This window comes from Carboxylicivirga taeanensis (genome assembly GCF_051851475.1).
GTDB classification, from domain to species: domain Bacteria; phylum Bacteroidota; class Bacteroidia; order Bacteroidales; family Marinilabiliaceae; genus Carboxylicivirga; species Carboxylicivirga taeanensis.
In genome coordinates, this window is the sequence record NZ_JBPUSJ010000003.1 from 11,665 (window position 1) to 34,390 (window position 22,726).

The 22,726-nt window shown below is 39.6% G+C and carries 14 protein-coding genes; 4 read left to right on the top strand and 10 right to left on the bottom strand.

The genetic code is table 11. The features are described from left to right. Nucleotides 1-14: 14 nt before the first annotated feature. The 8 genes from ACSX1H_RS05435 to ACSX1H_RS05470 all read right to left on the bottom strand — a co-directional run bounded on the left by ACSX1H_RS05435 (nucleotide 15) and on the right by ACSX1H_RS05470 (nucleotide 14,894). Nucleotides 15-2,426, bottom strand: coding sequence for a T9SS type A sorting domain-containing protein (locus ACSX1H_RS05435; protein WP_439182765.1), 2,412 nt, complete (start codon nucleotides 2,424-2,426; stop codon nucleotides 15-17). Between the two features lie 13 nt (nucleotides 2,427-2,439). Further along, nucleotides 2,440-3,648: a hypothetical protein gene (locus ACSX1H_RS05440; RefSeq protein ID WP_439182767.1), complete on the bottom strand. Its 1,209-nt coding sequence runs from the start codon at nucleotides 3,646-3,648 to the stop codon at nucleotides 2,440-2,442. A 6-nt stretch (nucleotides 3,649-3,654) separates the two neighbouring features. Beyond that, nucleotides 3,655-4,908 (bottom strand): hypothetical protein, encoded by a 1,254-nt coding sequence (locus ACSX1H_RS05445; RefSeq protein ID WP_439182768.1) that lies wholly within the window; start codon nucleotides 4,906-4,908, stop codon nucleotides 3,655-3,657. A gap of 334 nt (nucleotides 4,909-5,242) precedes the next feature. Then, a complete protein-coding gene (locus ACSX1H_RS05450; RefSeq protein ID WP_439182770.1) occupies nucleotides 5,243-9,076 on the bottom strand; it encodes an ATP-binding protein in 3,834 nt (1,277 codons plus the stop codon). 584 nt (nucleotides 9,077-9,660) lie between these two features. Beyond that, nucleotides 9,661-10,650, bottom strand: coding sequence for an alpha/beta hydrolase fold domain-containing protein (locus ACSX1H_RS05455; RefSeq protein ID WP_439182772.1), 990 nt, complete (start codon nucleotides 10,648-10,650; stop codon nucleotides 9,661-9,663). A gap of 62 nt (nucleotides 10,651-10,712) precedes the next feature. Continuing rightward, entirely contained in the window at nucleotides 10,713-12,191 is a 1,479-nt protein-coding gene (locus ACSX1H_RS05460; RefSeq protein WP_439182774.1) for a sulfatase family protein, read from the bottom strand. A 14-nt stretch (nucleotides 12,192-12,205) separates the two neighbouring features. Beyond that, entirely contained in the window at nucleotides 12,206-13,840 is a 1,635-nt protein-coding gene (locus ACSX1H_RS05465; RefSeq protein ID WP_439182776.1) for a sodium:solute symporter, read from the bottom strand. A gap of 40 nt (nucleotides 13,841-13,880) precedes the next feature. Further along, nucleotides 13,881-14,894 (bottom strand): glycoside hydrolase family 130 protein, encoded by a 1,014-nt coding sequence (locus ACSX1H_RS05470; RefSeq protein ID WP_439182777.1) that lies wholly within the window; start codon nucleotides 14,892-14,894, stop codon nucleotides 13,881-13,883. A 489-nt stretch (nucleotides 14,895-15,383) separates the two neighbouring features. Here ACSX1H_RS05470 and ACSX1H_RS05475 point away from each other — a divergent pair, with 489 nt between their 5' ends. Then, entirely contained in the window at nucleotides 15,384-15,572 is a 189-nt protein-coding gene (locus ACSX1H_RS05475) for a hypothetical protein (RefSeq protein WP_439182779.1), read from the top strand. Between the two features lie 904 nt (nucleotides 15,573-16,476). Here the strand turns inward: ACSX1H_RS05475 and ACSX1H_RS05480 are convergent. After that, the gene (locus tag ACSX1H_RS05480; protein WP_439182781.1) at nucleotides 16,477-18,396 is read right to left on the bottom strand and encodes a tetratricopeptide repeat protein; all 1,920 of its coding nucleotides are present in this window, start codon (nucleotides 18,394-18,396) and stop codon (nucleotides 16,477-16,479) included. 778 nt (nucleotides 18,397-19,174) lie between these two features. On the opposite strand from ACSX1H_RS05480, the gene rbfA reads away from it, so the two are divergent. The 3 genes from rbfA to ACSX1H_RS05495 are packed head-to-tail and all read left to right on the top strand — an operon-like array spanning nucleotide 19,175 to nucleotide 21,592. Then, a complete protein-coding gene (gene rbfA, locus ACSX1H_RS05485; protein ID WP_439182783.1) occupies nucleotides 19,175-19,513 on the top strand; it encodes a 30S ribosome-binding factor RbfA in 339 nt (112 codons plus the stop codon). A 2-nt stretch (nucleotides 19,514-19,515) separates the two neighbouring features. Next, complete coding sequence (locus ACSX1H_RS05490; protein WP_439182784.1) at nucleotides 19,516-20,343, top strand: class I SAM-dependent methyltransferase; 828 nt, start codon at nucleotides 19,516-19,518, stop codon at nucleotides 20,341-20,343. A gap of 7 nt (nucleotides 20,344-20,350) precedes the next feature. Next, nucleotides 20,351-21,592, top strand: coding sequence for an FtsX-like permease family protein (locus tag ACSX1H_RS05495; RefSeq protein WP_439182786.1), 1,242 nt, complete (start codon nucleotides 20,351-20,353; stop codon nucleotides 21,590-21,592). Here ACSX1H_RS05495 and dusB read toward each other — a convergent pair. Beyond that, nucleotides 21,568-22,566, bottom strand: coding sequence for a tRNA dihydrouridine synthase DusB (dusB, locus tag ACSX1H_RS05500; protein ID WP_439182787.1), 999 nt, complete (start codon nucleotides 22,564-22,566; stop codon nucleotides 21,568-21,570). The genes ACSX1H_RS05495 and dusB overlap by 25 nt on opposite strands. Between the last annotated feature and the right edge of the window lie 160 nt (nucleotides 22,567-22,726).

Genomic DNA, 22,726 nt, shown 5'->3' on the forward strand with positions numbered 1-22,726 from the left:
TGAATCTATTTTAGCTACTGTTTTATGAATTTTATATGAGTCAATTGCTGCCCATCATCAACATTTAATAAGTATGTGCCAGCAGGTAAATAATTGACATCAATTAACTCACTATTATAATTTGTAATTTTTTTTATAAGTTCGCCCCTCATACCATATAGGCTCAAGGTTGCATTTGACAGACCCGCTATTTTTGCAAATACTTTTACAGGATTAGGGCTAATGCGATAAGTAAGATCCTGGCATTCGAGGTCAATCGTATTAGTTGTTGTATCAAATTGCTCCATTAAAAATTCAGCGGCGTGCCCCCAGGTCCCATCAGGTTCAATTAACCACTTCCCATCCATCCATTCATACAAAAAATTAGTTTCATATTCGACTCCTTTCTCCCATGTAAATCCTTCTGGGGCTCCTTGCTGTCCAGAGCAGTATAAGTTCCACAAGTAGAAATAAGGCAAGTCCATGGCCAATGCCAGGCCGCACAATTTGTCGTACTTAGTTCGAATCTGTGAACGACTATGATTTGAATAGGGTCCATTTTCGTTTATTGCGAATTCACCAATCTGAACGGACATCTCACCGTATTTACCCGTAGCAGTAGTGTAGTAATTAATGATTTCCAAACCTGTCCACATGGCTGAGGGGAAAGGGTACTGTGCATTTTCCCAACCACCATCATAAGCAGACCAAGATGCCAAATCAATCCGGCAATGTGGAATTACATTAGCTGCCAGACAAGGCGTGCCGTTGTCCATCATGGTTAGGCGCTGCCCATCTTTCTGCATCCATAGCTTATTTAACTCAATCCCGTGCATGACTCTTGCCTTGGCATCAGGGAATGCCGCTCGAGCCCGTTCCGTCCCTCGCTGCCGAGCTCTAAACATGCGAGCCATACCTGCCATTTGCCACTCTGCATCATCCGGAATTAACGATGGGTCTTTTTCCCAAAGAATTCCTTGTCCGCGCAACATCCAGTCACCTTCCCAATTTTGATAGACAAAGGTTTTATTTAAATGGCCATAATCCATTAGCAACTTAGCAGTTAGTTCATAATACTGCTGTTCTTCATCCTGAAATGAAGCGTGCTGAAAATCGGGTCCATCTTTATAATTCCCTTTATTCTTGGTGGTTACCCAAAAGGTGTGCGTATTAATAGTTGATCGACTGTATAAATCTTGTATCTCAGGCACGTCCAATAGCTCAACCACGCGACTGACATTACTCCAGCTATGGTTAAAAGGGTAGGCAGCTGCCATTTTACCATTAGTCGCACTCAATGTTGTTTTAATGGCTGTTGAACCAAATTCCTCATAAAAGTCTAATCCCTCTGTCATAAAGGGCTTATCAGTAAAATGATACCAGCCAGCAATGTGAGAAGCGCCAAAAATATCACGCAGCTTTTCCGTCTTGTTATTCACTGATGGTTTATACTGATTTATTAAATCAAGAATCTGACTTGATGTGGTTAATGTTTCACTATAATGCCTGCGTACCTCCCCATTATTAAGTAGGATGAAGTTTGGATTATCCTCAGTCAAATTAGCGAAGTTGACTCCTTCACCCAAACGAAGGAGCCCATTCTGTGAAATTGAAAGCAAATAACCAGCTGCGTCTGATTTTATATTCGGAATGCCCTTATTAATAGCTTGAGTATAAATGCTACCGCCATCATTTATTGTAATGGATGAGCCTTCTCCTTCTGTTGCATTTTTGGTAAACAAACTAAGATCATTACAAACAATGATACCATTTACCTGCAAATCAGCTTTTGCTGTGGATGAGCTCCATTGATAGGTACTTCCACACAAGCCCAAAGTCCCTTTTACATTGATGTATGAATAACGGTCCGTTGTTACAGTCACACGATTATTGGACTTGACAACCAAATTCTCATCAGTAACCAGATTATATAAATCGACAACCACCTGCTTTTCGCCACTTTCGCTAAACAGGTTTAATGTTTGTGGGTGAAAATATCCCTTACCTGTTAAGTAAGTTGTGCCACTCTGGAGGTTCAGATAGATGCGACTGTTATACTTATACAATGAACCATCTCCTGAACTACCGGGCTGAAGACGGCCTGCTGAGAAAGTTCCATGGCATTCGATGCTTCCATAAATGACTAATTCCTTGGCAAAATTATCAGTATTGTGTCCCATGCTAAGCCGGGCTGATTGGTTTATTTTGAGATGATGGCAAAGCGATATTCTTTCGCCAGATACACTTCCCTGTAAATCGATGTAAACAGAATGGGTATCCATTATTACTACGTCATCCTGAGCACCTGGCATAAATCCCCCTGACCAAATGGACGGATCAGACCAGTTTCCGCTTTTAATTGTTCTAATTGCTTCTGAAAAGTCAATTTGTCCATTGACACCAAAGGCACAGAATAAACAAATCAATATGAATGTGATTTTCTTCATAAACAATCCCTTTCTATAGCGTATCAAGTACTCCTATGGCCTTATGCTTGAAATCATCGAATTCAGGATATGCCTTATGCTCCTTTTTATATAATTGCAAGTATGCATTCATCTCTGCGTAATATTTCTGATGCAAATAATAGACTGGCTTTTTTTGTCCTTCTTCACTAATCATTGACATACCCTTAGATACCCCTTTATTGGTGTATTCGTTGTTATACATTTCCCAATGCAATGAAAACGGTAATCTGAGATCAAGACTAAGTTTCATCATGCGTTTAGTCAAGAAATACTGATCGTTATCATCCTGTTTTGCATTAGTCTGATAGCCATACTCTCCAATGTATACGCGGCGGGTGAAAGGAATACCTTCTTTATCCTGCATTTTACTCTCAATGTAATCCATTACTTCACCAACAGCCCCTTTTAACTCTTCGTAGCTTTCCTTATTTTTAATAATTTCATAACTCGAGTAGGACACCAGATCGGGGTTGGTATATGGTAACACACTATTAACGATGCACTTTTTCCCTTCAATACCTTTTAAGACTAAATTAAGCTCTACGTAGTGCCAGACCTCAACATCATTATGTGGTGTGTTCCTTTTTGCATCATCCACCGCTATCTGGCGGATATTGAACCAGTCAATCATGCCCTGGATTTTCTTATCTGATGGTATCGCATTTCGTTTTCCAAGACCATGCAATAACCAATCTCCTTCCCAGTTTCCCCAAAGAAACGTTTTACCAGTGCCGCTGTATTCCTTTAGCACATACTCCGTTAATTCATACATTTCCCGATAAAGCATCAGCTTCTCCTGCGAAGTTAAACCATCCTGCCACTTGGCTGATGTAAAGGTATGCACCCATCCAAAAATATATTTAAAATCCATATCCATCACCTGCTGGTAATCTTTCTTTTTCTTAAGAAGATCAAGAGTTGATTTAATACCGTGAGCCGGCTTCATACCATAGGATTTGGTATAGTTTTTACCCATAGATATTTTAAGGATATTGGAGCCCATGCTGCGAATATGCTTTGCCTGCTCCACTAAATAAGATTCTTTGGTAAACTTATAGTTAGCTCCAATGGCTTGTGTACCTAATACAAAATTGTAATTCTCTAACTTTGGAGCTTTATCAAACGTGGCACCTTCTACTGCCTGAGCCCTGCTCATTACAAAACTCACAACAGAAAATAATAGAACTAAAGGTATACGCATAGCTATTTATTTAAGTGCTTTAAATTTTAATGCCGCTTTCCCAAAGGTGCTATTAGATGGAACCTCGTTATGCTCCTTGTAATACCCCTCTAAAAATCGCTGACTTTCTTTGTAAAATTGATTATGCGTGTACCAAATCTTCTGCTTCTTCCCCTCATCGTCAATCATCCAATACCCCACTTGTTCGCCAGTTTCTTTCTTTATTTCGTTATTGTACATTTCCCAAAAGAGGATAAAAGGTGCTTCCCATTCAAGGCCAGCCTTAATAACCCATTTGGCCCGTTCATTTTGTAATTCTTCTCCATGACTAATAAATGGGTTACCATATTCTCCAATCCACACACGTTTACCTTCGGGTAAGCCATCTTTGGGAGGTAAATATGATTGAATGTAATCCAATGCATTTTTCAGCTTTTTATTCAGCTCAATTTCTGTCTTTGGTGGATTAGTAACATCATAAGTTGAATAGGACACATAGTCAGGATTCACATCCTTCAGTACCGAATTGGTTAAGACTTTATCGCCTAACTCTATTGCACGCTGCACCAGATTCACTTCTATATAATGGTAGATTTCGACATTTTCATATTTGGTGTCGCGCTTTGCATCATCTATAGCTTTCTGACGAATTTTGAACCACTTCGAAATACCTGCAAGAGTTTCTTCATCGGCCGGCTTTGTGCGGTCGTAATCCCATCGAAGATGCCAATCCCCTTCCCAATTACCAAGGTAAAACACTTTGCCTGAGTTATTAAACTCTTTAAGCATATAGGTTGTCAGTTCGTACAACTCCTCGTAAAGTGCATTGGCATAGTAGTCAGAATACCCACCAATAAACTTAATCTGAGTGGTATCGTTTTTCTGCCCCGGAGGTTCAGGCAAGTACTGCGAAAAACCATATACCCAAATGTGATAATATTTAAAATCCATGTTAAGCACTTCTTTGACAGAAGGTTCGAGTTGCGCCAGTTTTGTTAAGGAGGTAATCTCTTTATTTTCAGGCAAACCATAATTCTCGGTACAATAACGCGGATGCATGGAGAATTTCAATAAATTGGAGCCCATGTCTTTTATTTGTCGCGCCGTTTCCACTAGCATTGATTCATCCGTAAATTGGTATTTTGAACCAACTGTTTGTGTTCCAATAACGTAATTATAATCCTTAACCAGTTTCTTAGGAATGTCTCCTTTCTTTTGCCCGACCAGTGCCAATGCTCCGGCGACAACTACCACAGTGATTACAAAATAGATAATCTTCATATGTCTTACTTTACTAAACTTTTATTGACAATCTTTTTTAAGAAGTACATCGTCTGGTTTGAATCCTTTGATTACAACACCATGCACTTTTACGTTGGCAAGATGAAAAACAAGAACAAAAGAAGAGTTTGATTACTGTGCAGATAGGTTGAATATTAAATCTGAAAACACAAAGCATTGATGAACAGCCTATCACGAACTACAAAAAGCTACACTCCATTGTAATAAATTCAAAAGTAAGATCACTTAATAGCCATGTATTTGAATTAACCTCAAAAAAAATGCGCAAAGACAGATGTCCTCCCGCATTTGTTTGTTTCGATATTGTAAAAATTTAGCTCTGACTATCCATAAACTCCTTTGGTGTTTTACCATGGAATTTTTTGAATACCGTACTGAAATATTTTGGGTCGTGAAATCCAGATTCATATGCTATATCAGCAATTCGCATATGTTTACCCGATTTGAACAACTCCACAGCATGGTTAAGTTTTATTTTAATCATAAGGTCAGACGGTGTCATACCTGTAAGCCCTTTCAGTTTTCTGAATAAATTGGAGCGACTTAAGCCTAATCGCTCGCAAAGCACATCGATAGTAAAATCTCTGTCTGTCAAGTTCTCTTTAATAAGTTGAACGGCATTTGACAGGAACTGCTCATCTGGTGATGCAGCATTCTGTTTCTTATCCTTTTCTAATTTGATTGTCTGCCCTAATGCCTGACGTGTGCGCAATAGATTGTTTATCGTAGCTTTTAAGACATCAATACTGAATGGTTTCTCAACGTAGGCATCAGCTCCAACCTCAAGCCCCTCTACTTTATCGTCGATACCACTTAAGGCAGTAATCATCACAACCGGGATATGACTGGTTTTAAAATTACTTTTAATAACCTGACAGAGTTCTTTCCCATTCATTTGAGGCATCATTACATCAGTAATAATCAGGTCTGGATTCTTCTCAACCGCCAGCACCAACCCTTCTTTACCATTAGATGCTTCTATAATTCGATAGTTTTTGGCAAGCTCTGATTTAATAGTGGCCCTCAAATCATCGTTATCCTCAACCAGTAATACTAACTTGTTTTCCCCAATAATATCAGATACACGTTGATTTTCTTCACCCTGACTTTCTGTAATAATTAGTTCATCTCCCTTAAAATGACTGGAGCCTAGTAGTAATTCCACAGTAAATGTAGAGCCAATGTTCTCTTTACTTTCGAAGAATATATTACCATGATGCAATTCAACAATGTGTTTAGCTAGCATTAGTCCAATGCCAGTGCCAGATATGCCACTTAAGCGTACATTATCACCTCGCGTAAATCTTGTGAATATTTGTTTTTGCTGCTTTTCCGGCACCCCCAGACCGTTATCAATAATATCAATTCTGAGCTTCTCGTCAAATAACTTAGTTTCAATTTTAATACATCCCCCCTCTTCGCCATATTTTATAGCGTTGGAAATTAAGTTATTAAACACGCGAGTTATTTTTACCTTATCGACCCATAAATTAACATCGTGCGATGATACTTGCAAGTCCATCGACTTCTTCTCCAGCAAAGGTTGAAAATCATTTGATATAGATTTGAGCAGCTTTTTCAAATCTACTTGCTGCACCTTAAGCTTAAGTTTTTGACGTTCTGCCTTTTGAAATTCCAATAACTGCGAAACATATTCATTAAGGTGACCGGCATTTCGCATTATGAGCTCCAGCGAATGCTGACTCTTTTCATTTTTGGGAAGCTGCTCAACCAGTAATTGAATAAGGGATATTGGCGTCCGGATATCGTGTGCAACGTTGACAAAAAACTGTATTTTTTCATCACTAAAACGTTGTTTCTGCTTGGTCTGATTAATCGTAATTAAAAGGACAATTAAACCCAACAATACTAATGCATAAATAACAAAAGCCCACCACCTTAACCATAGTGGGTTTAATATGTTAATATTTAGGCGATACTCTGAATCCAGATATTTCCCTTCAGGTGAAATAGCTTTAACAAGCAACTGATACTTGCCGGGATGAATTTTACTATAACTGGCAATACGGTTATTTGATGCTTGAATAACTTGATCATCGTACCCAATAAGTTGCCATTCAAAATTACTCTTTCGTGGCCCATGCAACTCAACTATTTCAAATGTAAAAGAAAGCGAGTTTTGATTATAGGTAAGCTCCAGTTCATCAATGAAGTTAATATCTTTTGTCACAATTGACGAGTCTGGTGTTAACCCATTAATTAGAAACTCTGATACACGTAACCTTCCAATATTTTTGTACTCCTTAACGCTATCGGGATGAAAAATAACCGCACCATCGGGACCTCCAAAAGCCAATTCGCCGCTATTTAACTTTGCAGCGGCCCCAAAACCAAATTCATTAGCCTCAATACCATCTTTATTATCGTAATGCCTGAAGTGTTTTTTATCAATATCGAGCTTCCAAAGTCCAGTACTGGCCGCCAACCAAAGATTGTGTGCACTATCATCCAACAAAGAATATACAGTACCAAGATGCTTGTCTCTTTCAGGACTGAATTGTTCGGCCATGTTTGTATCCAGATCGTAGACAAATAAGCCTTTGTCATTTCCAATCCATAATTTGCCATGATGGTCATAGTACAAACCATATACGTTAGTTAAAACATTATTGGCCGTTTCAGATGCATATATCAGTTTTCGATAACTCCCATTGCGTTTGTTCAGCTCAAAAACCCCATTCATACCCCCAACATATATGGTTTCATCTCGTCCTTTAACGAAACATTTGGCACTTCCAATCGGATAGGTTCGATTTAAACCTCCATTTATGTAGCACATAACTGGCCCATCTGTACCGCCAATCCATAATTCTTCAGCATCCACAAAAGTTGTGAAAACCAGTTTATGAGGTGGTTTTTCCAACAGCTTTTTTGAACTCGCAACTCCATTAGTCAGGTTTAACTCAATAACTCCCTCGCCATATGTTCCAAGTACTAAATGCTCGTTACACTTTGAGAGAGATAAAACGGGAATACCAGAAAGCTGATTTGCCTGATTAAAAGCCAACCATTGTCCATTAGTAGCCAACCGACTTAAACCGTCTTCGGTACCAAACCAGATATTACCAAGGGCGTCTTCACATATCGAACGAACACTATTATTGTGCAGGCTATTCGTCTTATTCAATATGTGCGAGATATTCATAAAAGACTGTTTGGTATTGTACAAGATATCAATACCAGTTTCTCCTGATGCAAGCCAATAAGTATTAAAATCATCAATAAAAATATCGTGAATACTATTCTGCCTGATGCTATTTGCATTATCCGGGTTATGACTGAATTGTTGTATGACCTTTAGAGATTTATCCATAACAAATAAACCTAGTCTATCAACGGCAACAACCGCTTCGCCTTGCTTATTGAAGGCAATACTTCGAACAGTATTATAACTGTTGACTGATTTAAACAGGGTTGAGTGATGCAACTGTTCCTGACCGCCTATAATTATCAATCCATTATTTTCAGTACCTACCCAGAGCCTTTTACTCTCATCAAAGTCAAAATGGATGATGTCCATTTTCTCCAGATACACTTCACGCTGTAATAGTTCCCCATTTTGAAATTGGAAGGTATGAATACCTTTAGACGTTGCTAAGTACACCTTCTCATCCAGGGCTTTTAGGTGACGATTATATGACAGCTCTGAGAAGAGTACTTTACTAAACTGGTTGGTCGATAAATCAAATACCATTATACCGTTTAGCAAGCCTATAATCATGTAGTTATTTTCAACCAAACATGCAGATATAAATTCATGCTCATAAGCTTCGCCAAGTACAACAAAGTCATCATATTCGTATCGATATCTATGGATACTTCCTCCTGTATTAATCACAAAAAGGTCACCTTCATGATTAATGAGCTCAATAATTCTATTTCCCCCCTTATTGTTTTTTTGATTAAAGGAATAGTTACGAATTTCATAACCAGAGTGTCTGTTCAGACCATTGGATGTAGCTATCCATAAATATCCCAAGGAGTCGACTTCAAAATCATTGACATAACCGTTGCTTAATCCATCTTCAATACCAAGGTGTTTAATTTCATAAGCCCCTACCGTATGGCTAAAAAAGAATCCTATAAAAAGCAAAACGGCATAACACTTCCCAACTGCTGCTCCCATTATTAACTTTCTTAGTTAAATCAATGACAAAAATATAATAATATCTGTTTTCCTTTGTGCTAAGTTATCTGGCACAAGGCCTTGGATTATTACCTTCCTATTTCAATACCTGTATAAAAAACTATTGCCAGTCGGTAATGACTTTCCCCAAAGTAATGAATCAATCATTGGTTTGATTTTAAACCATTCATAGACCAAAAACAGATAGATTCGTTATATCTTTCATATTTGCAAATAAAGCTACCCTTTAGTTCGTTAAGCTTTGTTTATAAACTATTCAGAAAGGTATAAATACTGGTCATTTCAACATCTAAGAACCTATAATATTTGTATTAACAGGCATACAAACCATAATCATTTTTTGCTTCATTGCTTTTTATCCATCAACTCACTTTAGAAAAAAACAATCTATCATGACACACTTACCTATTTAACCTGCCTGGAGGCTATACTTAATATTTGCTCTTAATGCTTGTAATGAAGGATTCAAACGAGGTGATTAAAAAAGAAAGGTTACTTATTGAAACCTCTGAAAATGAAAGTAGAGATAAGGAATCTGATAATCAGATATTAAAAGACTACTCTTACTTTGTATTGGATTCTAACAATCTGAGGTTTTCAATCAGAAAGTCGGTTGTGGTATTATATTTAACTCCTAGTGCTCCTGGGAAATAAACTTCACAGCTAATCCCTGCGCCTTCGCATCGTTCTTTTAGTTTTGCACCAAAATTGGCACTATGTACAGGGTCTGCCTGCGCCTCTCCTATGGCAGGAGGAGCATAATAAGATAAATAAGTTGGAGGATCATCTTTACTAACATGTCCGTATGGAGAGTATTCGGCAATCCATGGTAATATACTTTCCCGTTCTGCTATAAACTCTTCAAAGTTAGCTTTATCAAAAGCATGACTTCCATAAGATATATTTGGAATCCATGCTTTCATCTGTTTAGGATCTAGAGAAGTTTGCGGCTGCATAACAGCAGCACAAACTAATCGAGTAGATTCATGTAAAATTGGATTCTCTGCATCAGGATCAGCAAGATCATCGTGAAAAGCTAACCACAAACTTGTACAAGCACCAGCTGAACCACCTGCTGCACCAATACGATCTTTATCAATATTCCACTCCCAAGCCTTACTTCTAACATATTGCAAGGCTTGGGCTGCATCATACATCGGAATTTTAACAGGGGGCATAATACCAGAGTCTTTAACTTGGCTAATAAGTCTGTAGTTAATTGCCACCACAGAAATACCTGCATCAAGCAATTTTTGTACATTAACAAACTTATGCACCCGCTCTTTACTGCCTACTTTCCATCCGCCACCATGAATTACAAAAACTAAAGGAGTTGGAATGTTAGATTTTGCTTTCCAAAAATCCAGTATTTGTCGCTCGTGCATTCCATAAGATACAGATGAAAGTGTTGGAGTTGGAACTGAAGGATGGTATACCCCAATATCCTGCGAAAACAGTGGAATTGAAAGTAAATTCATACTTTCAATAAATACTACTACAAGCAGGTGCTTTAATTTAAGATTATTTTTAAATTTATCTACGATACCATTCATAATCATATATCTATATTCAAAATCTTGACAAAAATTAACCACCGCTTTTCGTACTCTACAATTTATTGCTTATTGCTCTTTCGAGGTACAACCTGACGCAACCACCAATCGCGATCAGAATTATAGCTGTATTCCTCTTTTAAGCGCTCAATCTCCTGTCGCAATTGGGCTTCCACTTCAGCATACTCTGGTAAGCCAATCAAATTCTTCATTTCACCCGGGTCGCTTTCTAAATCATACAACTCGTCAATATCATTTTCCAGGAAACAATCCACCAGCTTGTACTTATCTGTACGCACGGCTAGCATATCAGGCCCGGCATACGGATATTCATCATCTACATAATACTGGAATAGCATGGACGGACGCCATTCATCATCCTTTTGGTGTTTTAATAGGTTGACCATCGACTCACCTTGCATGTATTGCGGCTGATTAATACCTGCCAGTTCCAAAATGGTTGGTGCCATATCCACATTCAAGCACATTTCATTAATATGCGACTCTGGTTGAATCAACTTTGGATAGCGGATAAGCATTGGAATACGCATTGATGCTTCATAGGCAATCCGTTTATCCCAATAACCATGCTCTCCCATAAAATAGCCATTGTCACTACTGTAGATGATAACCGTGTTATCCAACTCACCTAATTCCTCAAGCGTAGCTAATACTTTACCTAGCGATTCATCCACGGCCTTTAATGTTTTTAAAAGACGCATAAATTTATCGCCCTTCACTGGCCATTCTTTAATAGGTAGCGAATCCACTGGCACGTATTCTTTCCATTTAGCATCAGAAGCCTTGATACGTTGCCATTCAGGCTTGCCGGCAAAAGTTTCATTAAGCATGCCATGGGGTGGCTCGGGTAATACTTCTCCATCATACAGGTTATTGTGACGTGGAGCCGGAGAATGATCTTCATGCACTGCTTTGTGCCACAGATTAAGGCTAAACGGTTTATTCTTGTTACGTTTTTCTTTTAACCAGGTAATAGCTTTATCCGTTAAGATATCTGTCATGTAACCTTTCTCCTGGTACTCGCGACCATTGTCATTCACCATTGGATCGAAATAGTCCCCTTGACCGTTAAAGCTATACCAATAATCAAAGCCAGGGCGAATATGCTCTGCTCCTTTTTTGTGTGCCATGTGAATTTTACCAACATGAGCAGTCTGGTAACCGGCTTCCTGCAATAATTGCGTATATGGTCTAAACTTATTCCAATCAGGATCCACATGACGATTATTCTGATTCACACCATGGATATGGGCATACGTACCTGTTAAAAAACTGGCTCGCGATGGCGAACAGATGGATTGGGTACAAAAGTAGTTTTCAAACAACACCCCTTCTTTGGCCAAACGGTCCATATTGGGTGTTTGCAGAAATGGATAACGCCCATTAACACCTATTGCGTCGTAGGGCTGGTCATCTACTAATACAAATAGAAAATTGGGTTGCTTTTTGATGGTATCAGACTTCAACTGACAAGCTGTTATCAAAAAAACAGTGATCGATATAACGAAAAATCTCTTCATCTTTAGTTTCAAAATTAAAAGAAAATCAAGTACATGGTAAAACAAGCAATGACTAATAGCATTGACAACACTCTATAATTTTTGAACCAGATAACATTATTAAGCTCTTTTGTTTCCTGCTTCCAAATTTCCATTGTCCAGGTGTTTTGCTTGACCTTATCTTCATCAGGCAGGTGGGTTGCCAGACTAACGGCCACATTAACAATAACACTCAGTACCAAGATAATAGGTGCTAGTAATAAAAAGTGAAGGTGTATCTCCATACCTAATACATATTTACATACCATAATGATGCCCGCTAATAACAAACCCGACATCAATCCGGCGAAGGCCCCTTTTTCATTCGAACGCTTCCAAAACAGTCCCATAAAGAATGTACCAACAATCGGCGGCGCCAGGTACGAGGTTACTTCCTGATAATAGGCCACCAAAGAATCAAACTGCTGGATGATGGGTGCCCAAAAAACAGCAAAAACCAATACCAGAAATGAGGTAATTCGTCCTACCCAAACCAACTTCTTTCCGTCAGCACCCGGATGAAAACGCTTGTAAAAATCCATGGTAAATAAGGTAGAAACGGAACTTAAGGTCGCACTTAATGTAGAGGTCAGCGCCGAGATCATGGCGGCCAAAATGATACCTATCAAACCAACCGGTAGTAATTTCACAATCATACGAGGATATACCTGATCTGTATTGATTCCGAAAGTGGATTTTAAAGTGCTGCCATCAATCATATCGTAAGGTAGGTTTTCAACTCCAAACAAATTGATACCCCTTGCAATTAAGCCCGGCAGAATAAAAATAAACAGTGTAAAAAGGTACAGGAACCCTACAAACAAAACACCTTTGCGTCCATGGTCGATAGTTTTGGCTGATAGTACCCGTTGAACCATTACCTGATTATTAGCCCAAAAGTAGAAACCTAAAATAGGAATACCTATCCACATGCCTAACCATGGGACAGTCGGGTCGCTCATTGGACGTGTCAACTTTAACCAAACCCCTTCGTTAAAGCGTGTATATAACTCCTCCCAACCGCCAATTGAATCAAGGGCGAAGAAGTATAAAATAGCAGAACCAATAATCAACACAGCTGCCTGTATCATATCGGCATTAATCGCCGAAGACAGTCCTCCAATAATTGTATAGCTACCAGCCACCGCCGCCATTATGATGATGATGGTAAAAAGCTCTAAATCAGGAAAAATCAACTTAATAATCAGTGCTCCTGTATACAAAGTTGCAGCGGCATCTAAAAATACATTTCCAAAAATGGTGATAAAGGAAAAATAGTATCTTGATTTTTTATCAAATCGTCTTTCCAGAAATTCGGGCATGGTAAAAATGCCCGACTTGATGTAAAACGGCAAAAAGAACAAGGCAAAAAACACCATGACCAGTACCGAAATCCAGTTGTAGTTAAAGACAGCTATGCCACTAATGAAGCCCTCGCCCGAGTGTCCCATAAGTGTTGAGCTGGAAACACTGGCAGCAAATAAGGAAAGCCCTATTACCGGCCAGGTCATGCTTCGACCTGCCAAGAAATAGGAATCTGAATCCTGACTCTTGCCATTCTTCAAGGCCCACCAGATGATACCTACCAAAAAAATAACCAGAATGGTTATATCTATTGCGCTTATATTCATATGTCTAGTTTTTAATAATTAACCAAAGGGGAACAACGTTCTATTTGGTATTCTCTTTGATAAACTGAACCAACTCATGAATATTGGCCGTAGCAACACAGCACCATTGATCAGAAGCACCATAGTATACGTACAAGGTATCATCCACAATCACATTACCTGTTGGGAAAACAACGCCCCATTTGTACAAGCCGTTCTTCTCAATATCCGTTTCAGGTTCCAGGATAAAATCCTGAGTGCGGTAAAGAATTTTAGTTGGATCATTAAGGTCTAATAAACAAGCTCCCAAGCGGTATGTAAAGTTTTCATCTACCCCGTGATATAGCATTAACCAGCCTTCGTCTGTTTTTAAAGGTGGTGTATTGCCGCCCACTTTTGGCTCCCACCATTCTTCTCCTTTCAGTAATAATGTGCTTTCCACATTCCACGACATCATATCGTCCGAAGATTTGATCCAGATGGCCGGTGCATCTGTTCCATATTCTTCACCAACATAATTCTTAGGGCGATGGAGCATGTAAAATTTACCATTAATCTTCTCTGGGAATAAAATCACATCACGGTCATCTAGACTTGGCTCTGTCAAACGGCCCACTTTTTTAAAGTTAACCAGATCTTTTGAGATGGCTAAAGCTGTATTTCCCACATTCTCGCGTAAACACTTTGGGGCAAACTCACTTAACTTTGGGGCTTCAATCTGGTCATATTCGTTCTTCCAATACTGTCCGGGAGGATATGGACGAAAAGCATACGTCATGTAATACTCATCTCCAAACTTAACAACTCTCGGATCCTCAACTGAACCTGCATCGAAACCATTAGCATCCGGTGTCAAAACAGGCTTATCCTGAACACGCTCAAAATTAAAGCCATCTTGACTTGTTGCTAAACCGATATGTATATGATGTTCCTTATCATCACCAGCAGCCCTATATAGTAAATAAAATGTACCGTCTTCATACCAGGCAGCAGGATTGGTTGCTACTAGACTTTCCCACTCATTTTCTGGATTTGGTGACAAAATTGGATTTCCTTCAAATTTCTTCAGCTTCATCGTTATCATCTTTAATTGTTATTTGCTCCTAACGTTTGGCGACATTAAGCCAAACTGATAAGCCAAATTTATTTGTCATTGAAGAAATTGTGGTTTTATTACTGGTCAAGGAATTTCAAATGTTGTTCACCAATATAATAGACTGAATATCAGCACTAGAACAATACGCAAAAATTTAAAATCGCCTAACCATTTATCCATACTAACATCTGGAATCTCACAAAAGACATGTTGATATCTTGCATAACTCTTTATGTTTATTAATAAGACCACTGGTTTAACTTACTACTTGCATCCTTTTCGCAAAAATTTTCCTCCAACCTGTTTCTTCCTACAATTGGTAAATACACTGAAGCCTTTTTGCATGCGAAAATCCGGAATTGGAAAGGTCATGGTTTGGTAAAAGAAAGCGGAATAAAAAGCCTTGTGCGTTGGGAAGAGAAATAAATTCAAAGAGGTTTTGAGCGGACAGAGCAAAGGGTCTGTGCGATGGGAAAGAAAATGTCTTTGATTGATTTTGGCGCGTTTATGCCGAACGCTTTTGTATCAAACCACAACCTCACCTTGGTCGGTAATAAACAATTTGCTTGGGAAGCAATTATGGATGCGAAACTTTTCTACCTGGCAATATACATTACTTTTGCTTGTAGTCAATTAAGTCGAAAAGGAACCCATTGACCACCATTTATTTTTGTCAACCATAACTTACTGAAAAGATAAAGGTTGCGGACACTGCATAAGTCGCGCCTCGGGTACCAAACTGGATTCATCTAGAACCAAAATCGCTTAAAACTAACGTTTTAAGCGATTTTTTTGTATTTTCAGAAAACTTCAAAAATAGTGGTCAAAACAGGTATTTGAAGTGACAAATACGTGCCCACCTAACCAACTGGTTACCACGATTTATTTTGACTCATATTGATTTTATTTGAACTTGATTTCCTAAAAGCACTGAGTCACAAATCATTACAAGCCACTCAGATTTATGTGAGGATAAAGGAGAGTAAGATATCGGAGGGTATGATGGTGACCAAAGGTAAACTGGAAATGTTAATTATTTTTATATAATTCAATATTAAGTCAGAATTATTACATATTTCAGTCATATTAAATTCAATAAAAATCGAATTTAATTTGAGTTTAGTATGAGTTTAATATGACTTTACTTTGAGTTTAATAGGTCGTTGGTTTGTCACAGGTATGGACAGTTAACTGTTTATTTCATTGCAAATCCGTCCACCTATCTCCACATCCCAAGGTCGGCACTTGCCACTAAGCTTAACCAGACTACTGCGAAGGGAGCAATCATTGATGATTTGAGGCTCCATAAAGCCACTGGATTCAAACCGATAGCCTATATATTCTTCAAGGATGATATCTTTTTCTTCCAAAAAGATTGTCAGGGTTCGGTCATAAACCTACTGGCCACTATCGCCTTGCTGTAAAATCTGCAATCGCAAAATAATCCAATATACCGGTTGGTAGGATGAGCTCTAATAAAGCAGTATTGATGTCGTTCTATAAAACCCCACAAAGATGGCGCCTTTTTAATTCGGATCTAACTTTTGTAACTGCCCCATCGTTAATCTTCTTCTAGCTCAGTAATCTCGCTCAGCGGCCTCACAAATGCATCCTCAAAGCGTCCAAGGCGTTTAAGCTGATTTTTACTTTCCTTTGCCGAAGCAGAGCCATGGTAGACGCCATACAGGTATCGTGTAAATCCATCTTTACATTTAACCACCTGAATATCCTCCAAATTGAGCCCGCGCAAATAAAACGATGCAAATAATGGCGTTCGCTTTAATGCCAGCACCTGAACAGTATAGTATGGAGCAGCCTGAATTTGCTTAATATCCTGCTCAAGAGCTATTACAGCATTTGAATTTTGCTCAACCAATGTTTTAGAAGAAAGTACCCTTTCCAATGGCGGCGTCATCTCCAATTGATCGAAGGAATACACAAGTGCACTATTTCTATAGGCCATATGTGGCTCTATAGAAATAAGTGATTGCTCCACTGTTGCAAGGTCAGCGTTTTTTTCGATCGCATAATCGTAACCTACTTGCAAAAACATGGTGAACTGGCCTGTTTGCTCATTCGGTCGGTAGTCGCCAACCAATCGCCGGTCAGCTAAACGTGTAACCATTATTCGAAGTGGCCCCTTAGCTAACTCTTCAGGACTCAGCCACCCCTCAATTACCGCCAGTTGGCTATCACTTGCCGCATCAAATTCAACCTTGTAAATATCGGACCCCCCAAAGTTATCATCCAAATGGGAGGATGCATAGTAAGCATGGCTCTTGTCAAGGTTTGGCAGAAAGAAAAAATCATCATCAGGTGTGTTTATCGGATAACCAAGGTTAACTGGCAACAACCAGGTACTATCGGCATTCATCTGTGAATAAAACACATCAAGCCGCCCCATTGAGTTATGCCCTTCAGAAGAAAAATACAAGGTATATCCATCAGGATGAATCATCGATGTTTCCTCGTCAAACTCTGTATTGATCGAAGGACCTAAATTACGTACTTTGCCCCAGCTGCCGTAAACATCCTTTTTACACATGTATATATCAAGCCCTCCGAAACCGCCTTCACGGTCACTGGTAAAAAACAACGTACTCCCATCGGCTGACAAGGAGGCATGAGTTTCATTGCCTGGTGTATTAATCGGATAAGGCAGCCTCACAGGCGGAGTCCAAATCCCACTTTCGAGGGAACTAACATAAATACTTTTCCCCTCATCGTCACTTCGGTAAATAAACAAATTGGTTCCATCTGGGGAGAGCGACAAACCAGACTCATGCAGCTGATTTTTAAAGAAAACATTAAAAAGATGAGCAGGCTCCCAATCCCCATCAACGCGAGTTGAGCAATAAATCTTTTCGGGACTCTGTCCATCGTTTAAAACTGGAAGTCGTTTATCTGCACGTCGCGAAGTAAAAAGCAACATCTGGTCTAAATCATTCATCAAAGGGCTATGGTCATCGTATTTACTATTGACCTTTTCTCCCAAATTTGAGATGGCAAGCGGAACCGGATGCGTCAAAAACACCTTGGCATTCTCACAGCGACTGATTTGCTGTTTGATTTGTTCTATCTGAAGTGTATCATTCACATCAGTTTTTGCCAATAAAATACGATACACGGCTAGCGCCGAATCAGGCTGCAAAGAAACCTGATAAGCCTCTCCAAGTGCCAAAAGCATATCATCATGCAGGGTATTAAAGGCATTTCTATCACTCAAACGCATCAATCCCTTATTTAAAACACGGATGGCCGCGTCTGCACCTGTATTCGTATTTAAGTAACATAACCCAAGTTGAAGATAGGCCTCTAAAAAGTCGGGTGATGACTGAAGCACAGCATTTAATACTTCAATGGCGCTTTCATAATCATCGGCATCTGCATAACTCAATGCTCTGGAAAAGGCTTTTTGCTCTTGGCGAATATTCCTTTTTTGTTGTGCTTGTAAATGGCAGCCCAAAAACGAAACAACCAAACAAAGAATTAATTTGCTTCTCCAACTAACCATATAATTATCTCAATTCTCAAAAGAGTATATTATCCAAAGTAATCTACTCACAATCAAACAAGAAAGAATAGTTCTTTGTTTAAGTCAATTAATCGACTAAACAAAGTCAACGAAATGCTGTTAAGCAATTAAAGACAAAAATTCGGATACAATTTATAATTAAAGCTGTTAGTTTTTGTCGAAAACAAGCAAAAGCAAAATTGGACCTAAGTACACAATAAAATAGTTATTATGCAGTTAATAAGGCATAGGTTCCGGAGTTATCAACAGGGTATTTCGCCTATTAAATAGTAGTTAACAGGTACTTAACCAGTTAAAATAAATTTTAATCAAATAAAATTAGCTTCCATACCTTTAAAAGTTAAACTACAAAATACAGTAGCTATCATCATAAAAAAATGTGTATATTGAGAATGGATTTTTTTGATAACGAGTTGCTTAATTACCAAAAGCCGTTCATAAAAGATATAACGCTCCCAAAAGAGCTGAAGAAATGAAAAGTGGGCCGAAAAAGAAGTAGTAGAGAGGGATCGCCCGTGTTTTTTCATAATTGGTAAAAGTTTTGGTTTGAGAGACCTGCAATTCAAAGGAGTTGCAGGTTTTTTTCTATAAAAAAAAACTAATTCAATCAATCACTCAGGCAGTCACCACTCATAATCCGCCGAAAAAGCTTAATTTCGTGCTTTCAAAGCAGATTGTTTAATTTGCTGTAAAGATTATCATTTAGATTGAGGAAAAGAGTAATATGGATTCAACACGACAAAAAAAGATATCGCGCCTTTTACAAAAGGAAATCAGTGAAATATTTCAAAGAGAAATGAGGGCTGTTTGCCTGGGAACGATGGTAACTGTTACGGTCGTAAGGATATCTCCCGATCTCGGACAAGCCAAGGCCTACCTCAGCATATTTCCTACCACAAATGTTAATAATGTGATGAAAGAAATTAATGAGCAGGCCTCTCAAATACGTTTCGCTTTGGGAAAAAGGGTTGGGAAACAAATGCGTATCATTCCTGAACTGCGCTTTTTTGTAGACGACAGCCTGGACTACCTCGACAACATTGATCGCCTTTTAAAAGACTAAGCATGCAATACGATCCTATAAAACGCTCCCTAGGAAAAGTATTTAATCAAACCCCTGCCCTGCGCATACTGTTTTATCGCCTGCTCGATTTACTGCTGCTAAGATCGTGGTACATCCGCCGTGAATTAAGAAAATTAGCTCGTCAAAACAGGCATAAAATTCAGGTGCTGGATGCAGGAAGTGGCTTTGGTCAGTACGACTATTACATGTCGTCGTTAGGGAAGCAGTGGACCATCAAGGGCGTAGATGTTAAGGAAGAGCAAATCGAAGACTGCAACAATTTTTTTGAACAAATCAACAGAGGTGACCGGGTAAGGTTTGAATATGCCGATCTGACCAAATACGTCGATAAGGAAGCCTACGACCTCATTCTTTCGGTGGATGTAATGGAGCACATTTTGGAAGATGAACTGGTTTTTACCAATTTCTACCAATCCATGAAAAAAGGGGCAACCCTCATCATTTCAACACCATCGGATAAGGGAGGCTCAGATGCCCATCACCACCACGAGGAAGAAGGCGTACATGGCTTTATTGACGAGCACGTGCGAGATGGCTACAACGCTGAAGACATCAGAGCAAAGCTGGTTAATGCCGGCTTCGATATTAATCACATTCGCACATCATACACCTATGGAAAAGCAGGAAGCTTGTCCTGGCGCCTTTCAATGAAATGGCCAATTCAAGCGCTTAACAGCACCAAACTCTTTTTTATTGTGCTGCCATTTTACTATCTGCTGACTTATCCTCTGGCCTTTGTACTCAACTGTATTGACCTTAGCAAAGAGCACCACACAGGCACCGGCTTAATGGTTGTTGCACAGAAATAATTTGTAAATGAAACTGGCCTTTGACATAGCACGCCGCTACTTGTATGCGAAAAAATCACAAAACATTATCAATGTGATATCGATGATATCCGTTTTTGGGGTATTAACGGGCAGTATGGCACTGGTCATCGTACTGTCTGTTTTCAACGGTGTTCATGGGTTGATGGGCGAACTCTACACGGCTTTTGACCCCGATTTAAAGGTTGTTCCAGTTTCCGGAAAGGTGATTTCGACCGACTCAATTGCCTATGAGCAGATAAAACAAACCAAAGGCGTGTTGCAGCTGTCGGAAACATTAGAGCACCAAGCTCTTCTGCGATTCAGAAAACGCAAAGTACCGGGCATCATTATGGGGGTGGACTCCCTTTTTAATAAGGTGACCAATATTGACTCCATCATGATTGATGGCAAATATGAGCTGAAATATAAATCTGAATTTAGAGGAGTTATTGGCAAGCGTCTGGCTGATCAGCTTGCCATCCGCCTTAACTTTGTCACACCCCTTTCGATGTACGTGCCCAAACGCAAAGGAAGTGTTAACCTGATGACTCCACAAAATGCGTTCAGACAGGAATATTTGAGTCCTTCAGGCTTTTTTGCCGTCAACCAGGAAGAATACGATGGCCAATACCTGCTGGTGGATATTGAACAAGCCCGCAGACTGTTGCAATACGATAATACCACCATCTCATCTTTAGCCATAAAAGTCAATCAGGAAGAAGCGTCCATCGAACAGGTTGAGAAGGCTATCCAAACGCTGGTTGGCTCACAGATGGATGTGCTGAACCAGCAAGAGCAACATGCGGCTTTTTATAAGGTGATGAAGGTTGAAAAGCTAATGGCCTACATCATTCTGAGCTTTATCATTGCCATTGCTGCCTTTAACATCGTTGCGAATCTGGCAATGCTTATCTACGAAAAAAAAGAAAGCATTTTTACCCTTAAAAGCATGGGGGCCGATAAGCGCTTAATAACGCGCATTTTCATGACCGAAGGCTGGTTAATTTCAGTAGTTGGTATCGTCATTGGTTCCATGTTAGGAATTGTTTTTGTATTGATACAGCAGCACTTTGGCATCATCAAATTCATCGGCAATGGCAGTTACATCACAGATGCCTACCCGGTAGCCCTGCAATGGTCGGACGTGCTCATCGTCATTATTACCGTTTCCACCATCAGCGCCCTGGCAGCCTGGTACCCCGTAAGAGTTATTGTTGGCAGATATTACTCCGAACCAGCCTCAGAGTAATCTGCATACGTTTCGCCTATCTGCCTGAGCACCTTTGAAATGCCTTCAACCGTTTTTTCTCGGAGCAACTGTATGCGCAGGGGCCGGATGTTTGGCAAGTGCTTAAACGGGATAGCCAAATGACGACGGGCATGGAGAATACCGCGGCGCTCGCCGATCATGTCGCATGACTTACGAACAATGTCATCCATCAGCTGAGCTTGCCGTGAAATGGTTAAAGGAGGCAGCAACTCTCCGGTTGTTAAATAGTGCTTAATCTCGTTAAATATCCAAGGCCTGCCAATGGCGGCCCGACCAATCATGATTCCATCAACATGGTAAGTATCGAAAAAATATTTCGCACTAAGCGGACTGTTCACATCGCCGTTACCAATAATCGGGATTAACATACGCGGGTTAGCTTTTACTTTCCCAATCAGGCTCCAATCGGCCTGCCCATTATACATCTGCTCCCTTGTTCGGCCATGGATACATAAGGCTTGTACACCTGCATCCTGCAGCTGTTCGGCCACCTGCTCAATAACGAGTGAACCGCTATCCCAGCCTAGGCGGGTTTTGGCAGTCACAGGCACCTTAACGGCTTTCACTACCGCTTCGGTAATAGCAATCATTTTCGGCACATCCAATAACAGACCGGAACCACTCCCTTTACCGGCAATTTTTTTAACAGGACAGCCAAAATTAAGATCGATCACCTCGGGATTGGCAGCTTCTGCCATTTGCGCGGCCACCACCATCTTATCGATATCACTGCCATAGATCTGAATCCCCACCGGACGCTCCGCATCCATTAACTCGAGCTTTCTCAACGAACGGTTCACATTACGCACCAAAGCATCGGCCGATACAAACTCGGTGTACATCATATCTGCCCCCTGCTCTTTACAAAACACCCTGAAAGATGGATCGGTTACATCCTCCATAGGCGCTAAAAATAGCGGCTTATCCCCTAAATCAAGTGTTCCTATCTTCACTGCCTTCTTTTAATTTTTGGGCAAAGATATATTTTTATAAAGTTCACAAGCACTGTTTATAACTTGGTTAATAACTTTCTTTTGAAAGCATATCGTCTCATCTATAATTTTCATAATTTGTAGAAGCAATAAAACCCTGGAAAGAACTAAAGCTTTATCA